The 11594-nt window shown below is 72.2% G+C and carries 8 protein-coding genes; all 8 read left to right on the top strand.

All coding sequences use genetic code 11. The features are described from left to right. Positions 1-24 precede the first annotated feature (24 nt). The 8 genes from ABT130_RS14795 (at position 25) to ABT130_RS14760 (ending at position 11489) form a co-directional block, all read left to right on the top strand. Positions 25-1929: a serine/threonine protein kinase gene (locus ABT130_RS14795; RefSeq protein ID WP_350955841.1), complete on the top strand. Its 1905-nt coding sequence runs from the start codon at positions 25-27 to the stop codon at positions 1927-1929. Between the two features lie 328 nt (positions 1930-2257). Then, a complete protein-coding gene (locus tag ABT130_RS14790) occupies positions 2258-3271 on the top strand; it encodes a nitronate monooxygenase (RefSeq protein WP_350955839.1) in 1014 nt (337 codons plus the stop codon). Between the two features lie 154 nt (positions 3272-3425). Next, positions 3426-4085 (top strand): TetR/AcrR family transcriptional regulator, encoded by a 660-nt coding sequence (locus tag ABT130_RS14785; protein ID WP_350955837.1) that lies wholly within the window; start codon positions 3426-3428, stop codon positions 4083-4085. Between the two features lie 47 nt (positions 4086-4132). Next, the gene (locus ABT130_RS14780) at positions 4133-5665 is read left to right on the top strand and encodes an acyl-CoA carboxylase subunit beta (RefSeq protein ID WP_350955894.1); all 1533 of its coding nucleotides are present in this window, start codon (positions 4133-4135) and stop codon (positions 5663-5665) included. Between the two features lie 2 nt (positions 5666-5667). Beyond that, positions 5668-7719, top strand: a complete 2052-nt coding sequence (locus ABT130_RS14775) for an acetyl/propionyl/methylcrotonyl-CoA carboxylase subunit alpha (RefSeq protein ID WP_350955835.1) — start codon at positions 5668-5670, stop codon at positions 7717-7719. 58 nt (positions 7720-7777) lie between these two features. Then, positions 7778-8590, top strand: a complete 813-nt coding sequence (locus ABT130_RS14770) for an enoyl-CoA hydratase-related protein (RefSeq protein WP_350955833.1) — start codon at positions 7778-7780, stop codon at positions 8588-8590. Positions 8591-8623: 33 nt separating this feature from the next. After that, a complete protein-coding gene (locus tag ABT130_RS14765; RefSeq protein ID WP_350955831.1) occupies positions 8624-10360 on the top strand; it encodes an acyclic terpene utilization AtuA family protein in 1737 nt (578 codons plus the stop codon). Between the two features lie 103 nt (positions 10361-10463). Beyond that, on the top strand, positions 10464-11489 hold the full coding sequence (locus ABT130_RS14760) for a phosphotransferase family protein (RefSeq protein ID WP_350928721.1): 1026 nt from the start codon (positions 10464-10466) through the stop codon (positions 11487-11489). The last annotated feature ends 105 nt before the right edge of the window (positions 11490-11594 follow it).

Genomic DNA, 11594 nt, shown 5'->3' with positions numbered 1-11594 from the left:
TGGGTTTTGTCGGGGGGCATGCTGGTGGAACCACTAACAACGGAGGATCCCCCACGCCTGGGATCGTTCGAGCTGACCGGACGGCTTGGAGAGGGCGGGCAGGGGATCGTCTACCTCGGGCGGGGGCCTGAGGGCGAGCAGGTCGCCGTCAAGCTTCTCCACCACGGACTGGTCGGCGACCCCGAGGCCAGGGCACGCTTCCTGCGCGAGGTGTCGGTCGCGCAACGGGTGGCCCGGTTCTGCACCGCCTCCGTGCTCCACGCCGACCTCGCCGGCAGCCGTCCGTACATCGTGAGCGAGTACGTCCCCGGCCCCTCCCTGCGCCAGCTGGTCGACAGCCAGGGGCCGCGGCGCGGCGCCTCCCTGGAACGTCTCGCCGTCAGTACCGCCACCGCGCTGTCGGCGATCCACCGCGCGGGCATCCTGCACCGTGATTTCAAGCCCGCCAACGTGCTGATGGGTCCCGAGGGCCCGGTGGTGATCGACTTCGGCATCGCCAGGGCGCTGGACTCCCCGGGGATGACCGCGACCGGGGTCGCGATGGGCACCCCTTCCTATCTCGCGCCCGAGCAACTCGGGGCGGGCGAGGTGACACCCGCGGCCGACGTGTTCGCCTGGGGCGTCACGATGGTCTTCGCCGCGACCGGTAGGCCCGCGTTCGGCCAGGACTCCATCCCCGTCGTGATCAACCGGATCCTGAACACGGAGCCGGAACTGGGCGCGCTGGAGGGAGAGTTGCGCGAGCTGGTCACGGCCTGCCTGTCGAAGGACCCGGCACTGCGCCCCACCGCCGAGCAACTCGTCAACCGTCTGATGGGCACCGCCCCCACCACCCCGGTCCGGCGTCCGGCCCCCCTCCCCGGCCCTGTGCCCGGTCCCGGTCACGTGCCCGCGGCGGCCACGCGACAGGGCGGGCAGCGTCAGGACGGACCGCCGACGGGCGGACCGGGAGGCACCGCGCCGGGACGTGTAGGGCCGGGACACGGCGGACCGGGAGGCACCGCGCCGGGACAGGACGGCCCCGGGCGGGCCGGGGAGCCTGGTGGGAGGAAGCCGCGCGGGCCTGTGGGGCTCCTGCTCACCGGGGTGGCGGTCGTGGCCGCGCTCGGCGTGACCGCCGGGACCGTGGTGGTCCTGCAGAACGACGAGAAGGCCACGATGGCGCGAGCCGGAGCGGCATCCACCGCGGCGGAGACCCCGGGCCCCGACCCGACGACCGTTCCCGGCGATCCGCCCACGGCCGGGAAAAAGGCTTCCCGGCCTCCGGAGAACGAGGAACTCCTCACGATCACGCCCCACCCGTCCCGGCCGATCGCGCGGCCGTCATCCCGACCGGCCGAGAACCCGAGCCGCGCTGCGGGAGCGCCGACGGGGAAGCCGAGCAGGCCCCCCTCCCGGACTTCCAGCCCGGCGGCCACCACCGCCAGGCCCACCCCGCCGGTGGAGCAACCGGGCTCGGCGGAGCCGAGCGGCATCATCAAGCCCTCATCGGCTCCCGAGCCGACGGCCAAGCCCACCGCCACCTCGCGACCGACCTCGACGGTGAAGCCCACCACGGCCAAGCCCACCACCACGGCCAAGCCGAGTCCCGCCCCTCAGAAACCCAACCCCTATACGGCCACCGGCGTCTGCGGCAGCGGCTACAAGGTCATCAACTCCAAAGCCCTGGGCAGCGTCGCGACGATCTACCTGCTCTACAGCTCCGCCGCGGGTAAGAACTGCGTCGTCACCATGTCCAGGTACGTGATCCCCGCCAAGATCTCGATGAACGCGACACTTCAGGTGCAGGGCGGCTCCAGCGGGAGCAACCCCGGCAAGTTCACCGTCTACGCGGGCCCGGTACGCCTGTCCGGGGCCAAGAAGTGCGTCATCTGGGGAGGCTCGCACGGGTCGCTGTCCTGGAAGAGCGGCTGGAGCCACTGCGGTTGAGCACGAGGGCTGTCGCATACTCCTCGGTGGCCCGCGTGACGTCGCCGCCGCACCTCGTCCACCGCGTGAGCGTCCCGCCCACGACCAGGACGACCCCGGCGTCCGGCCGGCCCGGAGTCGGCAGGAGATCTCCAGGCGGCTCCGCTCGGAGACGCCGGGGTATGTCTTCAAGGCCATGGATACGGCCGTCCTGACCTGCGCGCAGTGGCGTTTGCCGGGTACCTGGCGCGCCAGGTACTTGATCTGGATTTACCGTGAACCCGCGAGTGGGATGTGCTGATCGGCGGCATAGGTTTTCCAGACCATGGAGTGCCGAGAGGAGAAACCGATGCCTGACCCGATGCCGTGGCCGTCCAGGCTGCCGATCGTCCAGGCTCCGATGGCCGGCGGGGCGTCCACGCCCGAACTGGCCGCCTCCGTGTCCGGCGCCGGAGGTCTGGGATTTCTCGCGGCCGGTTACAAGACGGCCGCGCAGATGCGGCAGGAGATCGAGCGGACGCGCGAACTCACGTCTCGTCCGTTCGGAGTGAACGTGTTCATGCCTACGGCCGACGAGGCCGATCAGGCCGAACTCGGCGCCTATGCGCGAGCCATCGAGGGGGAGGCGCGGCGGCTTGGTACCGAGCTCGGGGTCCCGCGCGGCGGCGACGACGACTTCACGGCCAAGATCGAGGATCTGCTCGCGGATCCGCCCGCGGTGGTGGGATTCACGTTCGGCTGTCCCGAGGACGAACTCGTCCGGGCGTTCCGCCGCAAGGGGACCGCGGTGGTGGTCACCGTGACGTCGGTGGCCGAGGCCCGGCTGGCCTCGGCCGCCGACGTGCTGTGCGTCCAGGGAGAGGAGGCGGGCGGGCATCGGGGGTCGTTCGCCAACACGGACGCGGAAGGAATGGGCCTGGACCGCCTGCTGCTCCGGATACGTGAGGTGTCACGGCTTCCTCTCATCGCGGCCGGCGGTATCGCCTCGGCCGCCGACGTCTCCCGGGTCCTGTCCGCGGGAGCGGTCGCGGCCGCGGCGGGCACCGCCTTCCTCCTCTGTCCCGAGAGCGGCACCGGCGCGGTCCACCGCGCGGCGCTGACCGATCCGCGCTTCACCCGGACCGCCATGACCAGGGCCTTCACCGGACGTCCGGCGCGTGGCCTGGTCAACCGGTTCATGACGGAGTACTCCGGCCGGGCGCCCGCGGCCTATCCGCAGGTCCATCACCTGACGGCGCCGCTGCGGCGCGCCGCCGCGGCACAGGGGGACGCCGAGGCGCTGCACCTATGGGCTGGAACCTCCTGGCACCGGGCGCGACCCGTACCGGCGGCGCGGGTCACCGTGGACCTGACCGCGATCTGAATTCGGTCAGAGCCGGGCTCGATCAGCGGTGTCGACGGGCGGGACGGCTCCGGCGCTGTCGGAGCCGGCAGCGGCGGCCTCGCCGGGGTGAGGGCGACATCGAATCCATCCCGGCCTCTGGCAGGCGCATGGGTTCTGGGTTACCGTAACTGACGTGATCGTCAAGTCTGAGACGCTCAGCACCCGGGGCCGGCGCACGCGAGCGGCGCTCGTCCAGGCCGGACGGGAGATGTTCGAGGAGCGAGGCTACGACGCCGTGCGTGTCGACGACGTCTGCGCGCGCGCCGGTGTCTCACACGGCACCTTCTACACCTACTTCGGCTCACGCGAGGAGCTGTTCCGTGAGGTGGCGGCCACCGTGGTGGGCGAGATGTTCACCGCCAACGTGGTCGGGCCCAGCGCTCCCGACGACCCGTACGCCCGCATCGAGGCCGCCAACCTGCTCTACCTGCGCGCCTGGGCCACCAACTCCCGGTTGGTAAGGATGCTGGAGCAGGTCGCGATCGCCGACGAGGGGTTCCGCGGCCTCCTGCTCGAGTTGCGCGAGGTCTTCGTGCGGCGCGGCGCGGAGGGGCTGCGGCGCCTGCAGGAGCAGGGTCTGGCCGATCCGTCGCTGGACCCCCGGCTGACCGCCGTGATGCTGGGCGGGATGGTCGAGCACTTCGCCCACGTCTGGCTCGACCTCGGCGAGCACGCCGACGAGCGGACCGCCGTAACCATGCTCTCCACGCTCTGGGCCCGGGCCATCGGCCTGACGCCCGCGAGCCGGGGCAACAACATGACGCCAACGTCAACAAAGGAGGCGGGTTCGTGAGCCGGCTGGACACCTCCGGTGACGACTACCTGGCCCGGCGCGAGGCGATGCTCGCCAAGCTGGCCGAGCTCGACGCCGAGCAGGCCAGAGCGGTGGCCGGCGGCGGCGAGAAGTACGTCGACCGGCATCGCGCGCGGGGCAGGCTGCTGGCCAGGGAACGGATCGAGCTGCTCGTCGATCCCGACTCGGCGTTCCTGGAGCTCTCACCGCTGGCGGGCTGGGGCAGCGACTTCCCCGTGGGGGCGAGCGTGGTCACCGGGATCGGGGTGGTCGAGGGCGTCGAGTGCGTACTCGTCGCCAACGACCCGACGGTGCGGGGCGGCTCGTCCAACCCGTGGACGCTGCGCAAGACGCTCAGGGCGGCCGACATCGCCTTCGAGAACCGGCTGCCGCTGATCAATCTGGTGGAGTCCGGCGGGGCCGACCTGCCGACCCAGAAGGAGATCTTCATCCCCGGCGGCCGGATCTTCCGCGACCTGACCCGCCTGTCGGCGGCCGGGATCCCCACGATCGCCCTGGTCTTCGGCAACTCCACCGCCGGCGGGGCGTACGTACCGGGGATGAGCGACCACGTGGTCATGGTCAAGGAGGGGGCGAAGGTCTTTCTCGGAGGGCCGCCGCTGGTCAGGATGGCCACCGGGGAGGAGTCCGACGACGAGTCGCTGGGCGGTGCCGAGATGCACGCCCGGGTCAGCGGGCTGGCCGACTACCTGGCCGCCGACGAGCACGACGCGCTGCGGATCGGGCGGCAGATCGTCAGGGGCCTGAACCGGCGAAGGCTCGGCGCCTCCGCCGGGGCCGTGCGTGACCCGCTGTACGACGAGGACGAGCTGCTGGGCATCGTACCCGAGGACCTGAAGATCCCGTTCGACCCGCGCGAGGTGATCGCGCGGATCGTGGACGGCAGCGAGTTCGACGAGTTCAAACCCCTGTACGGCGGGAGCCTGGTGACCGGGTGGGCCCGCCTGCACGGCTACCCGATCGGGATACTGGCCAATGCCCGGGGGGTACTGTTCAGCGAGGAGGCGCAGAAGGCCGCGCAGTTCATCCAGCTCGCCGGCCAGGCCCGCACACCGCTGGTCTTCCTGCAGAACACCACCGGCTACATGGTCGGCAAGGACTACGAGCAGGGCGGCATCATCAAGCACGGCGCCATGATGATCAACGCGGTGTCCAACTCGACGGTCCCGCACCTCACGATCGTCATGGGCGCCTCGTACGGAGCGGGCAACTACGGCATGTGCGGCCGGGCCTACGACCCTCGTTTCCTGTTCTCCTGGCCCAGTGCGAAGTCGGCGGTCATGGGGCCCGCCCAGCTCGCCGGAGTGCTGTCCATCGTCGGCAGGGCCGCGGCCCAGGCCCGGGGGCAGGTCTACGACGAGGAGGGCGACGCGGCGATGCGCCGGATGGTCGAGGCGCAGATCGAGGCCGAGTCGCTGCCGTTCTTCCTCTCCGGCCGCCTCTACGACGACGGGGTGATCGACCCCCGCGACACCCGGACGGTCCTGGGCCTGTGCCTGTCCGCCGTACACAACGCCCCCGCCCCGGAGCCCGCGGGCTTCGGCGTCTTCCGGATGTGACCATGCCCGCGAACATGCCCGCGAACATGCCCGTGACCGCCTCGCCGATCCGCCGCCTGCTCGTCGCGAACCGGGGTGAGATCGCCCGCCGCGTCTTCCGTACCTGCCGCGACCTCGGCATCGAGACCGTCGCGGTCTTCTCCGACGCCGACGCCGACGCCCCGCACGCGGCCGAGGCGGACCACGCGGTGCGGCTCGGCGGTGTCAGACCCGCCGACACCTACCTGTCGGTGGAGAAGATCATCGACGCGGCCCGCAGATCGGGGGCGGACGCGGTCCATCCCGGCTACGGCTTCCTGTCGGAGAACGCCGCCTTCGCCCGGGCCGTGCGGGACGCCGGCCTGACCTGGGTCGGTCCACCGGCCGACGCCATCGCCGCGATGGGCTCCAAGATCGAGGCCAAGGAGCTGATGGCGGCCGCGGGGGTCCCGGTGCTGCCGGGATTCACCACGGGTCCCGGCCACTCGACGGACGACCTGGAACGGGACCTGGACGCCGTGTTCACCCCGATGGGCGGCCCCCTTCCCCTGCTGGTGAAGGCGTCGGCCGGGGGCGGCGGGCGCGGGATGCGCGTCGTACGGCTGACCGGCGACCTGCCGGAGGCGGTCGAGTCGGCGCGCGCCGAGGCCGCGTCGGCGTTCGGGGACGGCACGGTGTTCGTCGAGCCCCTGCTGGAGGGCGCCCGGCACATCGAGGTGCAGATCCTGGCCGACGGGCACGGGACGGTGTGGGCGCTGGGCGAGCGGGAGTGCTCGATCCAGCGGCGGCACCAGAAGGTGATCGAGGAGACCCCTTCCCCGGCGATCTCCCCGGTGACGCGGGCGCGGCTGCGCGACGCGGCGGTCACCGCCGCGCGGGCCATCGACTACGTCGGCGCCGGAACCGTCGAGTTCCTCGTCAGGGGCGACACGGTCGCCTTCCTGGAGATGAACACCCGCCTGCAGGTGGAGCACCCGGTGACCGAGTGCGTCTACGGCGTCGACCTCGTCGAGCTGCAACTGCGGATCGCCGAGGGCGCCCGGCTGCCCGCGTCACCGCCCGAGCCGTCCGGGCACGCCGTCGAGGCGCGCCTATACGCCGAGGACCCGGCCCGCGACTGGCTCCCGCAGAGCGGCACCCTGCACCGCCTCGAGATCCCCGGCGTGGACTCCCGCTTCGCGCCCGCGTCCGGCGGGCGGCACGGACTGCGGCTGGACTCCGGCGTCGAGGACGGCTCGGTGATCGGGGTGCACTACGACCCGATGCTCGCCAAGGTCGTCTCCTACGGCGCGAGTCGCTCCGACGCCGTGCGGAGGCTGGCCTTCGCGCTGGCGGGCGCGCGGATCCACGGCCCCGTCACCAACCGGGACCTGCTGGTCGAGGTCCTGCGCCATCCGGCGTTCCTCGCCGGGGAGACCCATACGGGTTTCCTGACCGAACACGGCCTCACCGGGTCGGCGCCCGGACGGCAGGCCGCCGGAGCCGGGCCGGGGGCCGTGCGCCTGTCCGCCCTCGCCGCCGCGCTCGCGGGGGCGTCGGCCAACCGCGCGGCGGCGACGGTGCAGGTGGGACTGCCGAGCGGATGGCGCAACGTGGTGTCGCAGCCGCAGCGCACCGCGTTCGCGGAGACGGAGATCTCCTACCGGATCACCAGGGCCGGCCTGCGTGCCGAGGGGTTCCCCGATACCGTTCTGGTCGGCGCGACGCCCTCGCTCGTCGTACTGGAGACCTCCGGCGTGCGGCACAGGTTCGCCGTGGCCCGCTACGACGGCGTGACGCACGTGGACTCCCCGCTCGGTTCCGTACGGCTCACCCCGCTGGAGCGCCTGCCTGCGCCGGTGGAGCAGGTGCTCCCCGGCTCCCTGCTGGCACCCATGCCCGGTACCGTGCTGCGGATCGACGTCAAACCCGGCGAGAGGGTCGGTGGGGGGCAGGTGGTCGTGGTGCTCGAAGCCATGAAGATGGAGCACCGGATCACCGCACCCGCACCGGGCACGGTGGCGGCGGTGAACGTGGCGCCGGGCCGCCAGGTCGAGGCCGGGTTCGTGCTGGTCGTGATCGAGGAGCAGACTTGATCCCCTCCCCGGGCTCTCCGGAGCCGGAGTACGGGGTCTTGCGGCTGGAAGGATTCAGATGAGAACCGATGGGGGTTGGCCGGTGGAGCGCCTGGTGCACGGGGAGGTGTCCGGAGGGGTGGCGACGATCACCCTCGACTCCCCCCGCAACCGCAACGCCCTGTCGGTGCGGTTGCTGGGCGATCTGGAGGACCGGCTCAACTGGGCGCTGGCCGAGGAGAGCGTCCGGGTGATCGTGCTCACCGGGACCGGGCCGGTGTTCTGCGCGGGCGCCGATCTGAAGGAGCAGCGGGTGACCCCCCGTGGCGCGCACGAGGCGCCGGTGACCGCGTCGTTTCCGGAGATCATGAGCCTGATCTGGGAGAGCCCGAAGCCGGTCGTGTGCAGGCTGAACGGCACCGCGAGGGCCGGGGGGCTCGGTCTGGTGGCGGCCTGCGACTTCGCGATCGCCCCCGACTCGGCGTCGTTCGCCTTCAGCGAGGTGCGGCTCGGCGTGGTGCCCGCGATGATCTCGGTGACCGTGCTGCGGCGGCTCGACCCGCGCGCCGCCGCCGAGTACCTGCTCACCGGGGAGACGTTCGACGCCGCCCGCGCCAGGGAGATCGGGCTGCTCACCCGCGCCGTGCCCGAGGAGGAGCTGGACGCGACGGTCGCCCACTACACCGGCATGCTGCTGCGCGGCGGCCCCGAGTCGCTCGCTCTCACCAAGCAGCTCGTGCGGACCGTGCCCGAGCTGAGTGTCGAGGAGGGCATGCGCCAGATGGCCGAGCTGTCCGCCCGGCGCTTCACCTCCGCCGAGGGACAGGAGGGGATCGCCGCCTTCATGGAGAAGCGGCCCGCGTCCTGGATCCCCGCCTCCGAGGCGGGCTGACACCGCCTGCCGATACCCGCCCGAGGAGATCCGATGTTGCGTATCGCCAACTGCTCCGGCTTCTACGGCGACCGGCTGTCGGCCGCCAGGGAGATGGTGGAGGGCGGCCCGATCGACGTGCTCACCGGCGACTGGCTCGCCGAGCTGACCATGCTGATCCTGGCCGGGAACCGGCTCAAGGGCCGCCCCGGCTACGCGCCGACCTTCCTCAAGCAGCTGGAGGAGGTCCTCGGGACCTGCCTGGAACGCGGCATCAAGATCGTCTCCAACGCGGGCGGCCTGGATCCCGCCGGGTGCGCCGGGGCGGTGACCGAGCTGGCGGCACGCCTCGGGTTGCCGGTGCGGGTCGCCCACGTCACCGGTGACGACCTCACCGGCCACGACCTGGGCGGAGCGCCGAACGCCGACACCGGCGAGCCGCTGCCCGCGCCCGCCCTGACCGCCAACGCCTACCTGGGGGGCCGCCCGATCGCCGCCGCCCTGTCCGCCGGGGCGGACGTGGTGGTGACCGGCCGCGTCACGGACGCCGCCCTGGTCACAGGGCCGGGAATCTGGCGGTACGGGTGGGGGCCCGGCGATCTCGACGCGCTGGCCGGCTCCGTGGTCGCCGGGCACGTCATCGAGTGCGGCTGCCAGGCGAGCGGCGGTAACTACGCGTTCTTCGGCGAGGTGCCCGACCTGGCGCGCTGCGGGTTCCCGCTGGTGGAGCTGGAGGCGGACGGCTCCAGCGTGGTCACCAAGCATCCCGGGACCGGGGGGCTGGTCTCGGTCGGCACGGTCACCGCGCAGCTGCTGTACGAGATCGCCTCACCTCGCTATCCCGGCCCCGACGTGGTCGCGCGCTTCGACACGATCCGGCTGGAGCAGCAGGGCCCCGACCGGGTCCGCGTCTCGGGGGTGCGCGGCGAGGCCCCGCCCGCCACGCTCAAGGTCGCCGTCAACTACCTGGCGGGCTACCGCAACACCATGACGCTCGTCCTGACCGGCCTGGACATCGAGGCCAAGGCCGAGCTCGCCCAGGAGGCCATCTGGGCCCGGGTGCCGAGGGAGTCGTTCGACGAGGTCCACGTCGAGCTCACCCCGCTGGCGGGAACCGCCCTGCTGCGCGTCACCGTGATGGACGCCGACCGGCGCAGGGCCGGACGCGTCTTCTCCTCGGCCGTGGTCGAGACCGGCCTGGCGAGCTACCCCGGTTTTTACGGGCTGACCCCTCCCGGTGACGCCTCGCCGTACGGGGTCTACTGGCCCACACTCGTCCCGGCGGAGGCGGTGCGGGCCCGCGTCTGGCTCGACGGCCGCGAGCTCCCCACGGTGCCGGACGCGTCGGGGGACGGCGAGCGGGGGCGGTCCGGGCAGGCTCCCCCTCCCCCGGTCACGCGCCCAGGAGCACCGGCGGGGGGCGCGCCGGGCGGCCCGCGGGGCGCGGACGGCGACGGCGGGACGGTGCGGGTCGCGCTGGGCTCGATCGTGGGTGCCCGGTCCGGGGACAAGGGTGGCAACGCCAACCTGGGGGTCTGGGTCCGCACCGCCGAGCAGTTCGGGTGGCTGGAGGACTACCTGACGGTCGAGCGCCTGGCCGGGCTCCTGCCCTGCACCGCGGAGCTGAACGTCGAGCGCTTCGAGCTGCCCAACCTGCTCGCCCTCAACTTCGTCGTCCACGGCCTCCTCGGCCGGGGCGTGGCCGCCAGTCCTCGCCTCGACGCCCAGGCCAAGGCCCTCGGTGAGGAACTCCGCGCCGTACTCGCCGACATCCCGCGGCGCCTGCTGTGATCCCCCGATCGGAACGGCCGTCGCGGTATGGACGGTATTGACCGTCGCGGGCGGAGATCATAGATTCACTCTGACTAGAATATAATTCGGTCAAGGAGGATGCATGACGGCCGCGCACATCGACGTCAACGTGATCGACTTCGGCGTGCTCGGTGCGTGGATGGACGCGCAGGGGCTGCCCCACGGGCCGTTCGAGCGGGTCGCGCCCGTGGCGGGCGGAACGCAGAACGTCATGGTCCGCTTCGAGCGGGGTGGGGCTCAGTACGTGCTGCGCAGGCCGCCGCTGCATCCGCGCGCCAGGAGCAACGAGGTACTCCGCCGGGAGGCGAGGGTGCTGGCGGTGCTGCGCGACACGCCGGTGGCGGCGCCGCGCCTCGTCGCGGCCTGCACCGACGAGAGCGTCATGGGCGCGGTCTTCTATCTGATGGAACCGGTCCAGGGTTTCAACCCCACGGTCGGGCTGCCCGAGCCGCACGCGAGCGATCCCGCGATCCGGTACCGGATGGGCCTGGAGGCGGCCTCGGCGCTGGCCGACCTCGGGCGGGTGGACCACGGCGCGCTCGACGGGTTCGGCCGCCCCGACGGGTTCCTGGAGCGGCAGGTACCGCGCTGGATGGGCGAACTGGACGGCTACGGGGCACTGGACGGGTATCCGGGGCCCGACATCCCCGGACTGGCGGAGACGGCCGGCTGGCTGGAGCGCAACCGGCCGAAGGAGTTCACCCCGGGGATCATGCACGGCGACTACCACCTGGCCAACCTCATGTTCGCCGGTGACGGGCCCAGGGTGGCCGCGATCGTCGACTGGGAGATGTGCACGGTGGGCGACCCGCTGCTGGACCTGGGGTGGCTACTGGCGACCTGGCCGACCGCCGACGGCGTGGGCGTGATCTCCGGCGGCGTCACCGGGCTGGCCCCGGCCGCCGAGCTCGTCGAGTGCTACGCGGCCCTGTCCGACCGCGATCTGTCCGCCGTCGACTGGTACGCGGTGCTGGCCTGCTTCAAGCTCGGCATCGTGCTGGAGGGCACGCACGCTCGCGCGTGCGCGGGCAAGGCGCCCAGGGAACTCGGGGATCTGCTCCACGCGACCACGCTGAACCTGTTCGCCCGCGCCCGCACGTTCATGTGACATAAGGCGAAATAAGTGGAATGTGCGTTATCTGGTGCTTGAAACCTTCATGCAACCCTCCAAACTCTAGGATTGCTCGCAATTGCTCCGTGAGTGTGGTTCGGG

The organism is Streptosporangium sp. NPDC001681 (assembly GCF_040298085.1).
In the GTDB taxonomy this organism is placed as follows: Bacteria; Actinomycetota; Actinomycetes; order Streptosporangiales; family Streptosporangiaceae; genus Streptosporangium.
The sequence above is the reverse complement of the archived record's forward strand: the minus strand, read 5'-3'. Positions and strand labels throughout refer to the sequence as shown.

What these genes read in the sequence shown, in the direction of transcription:
- ABT130_RS14760 (WP_350928721.1), top strand. Translation starts at nt 10,464, where the DNA reads ATGACGGCCGCGCACATCGACGTCAACGTGATCGACTTCGGCGTGCTC.
- ABT130_RS14780 (WP_350955894.1), top strand. Translation starts at nt 4,133, where the DNA reads ATGCTCGCCAAGCTGGCCGAGCTCGACGCCGAGCAGGCCAGAGCGGTG.
- ABT130_RS14770 (WP_350955833.1), top strand. Translation starts at nt 7,778, where the DNA reads ATGAGAACCGATGGGGGTTGGCCGGTGGAGCGCCTGGTGCACGGGGAG.
- ABT130_RS14765 (WP_350955831.1), top strand. Translation starts at nt 8,624, where the DNA reads ATGTTGCGTATCGCCAACTGCTCCGGCTTCTACGGCGACCGGCTGTCG.
- ABT130_RS14790 (WP_350955839.1), top strand. Translation starts at nt 2,258, where the DNA reads ATGCCTGACCCGATGCCGTGGCCGTCCAGGCTGCCGATCGTCCAGGCT.
- ABT130_RS14775 (WP_350955835.1), top strand. Translation starts at nt 5,668, where the DNA reads ATGCCCGCGAACATGCCCGCGAACATGCCCGTGACCGCCTCGCCGATC.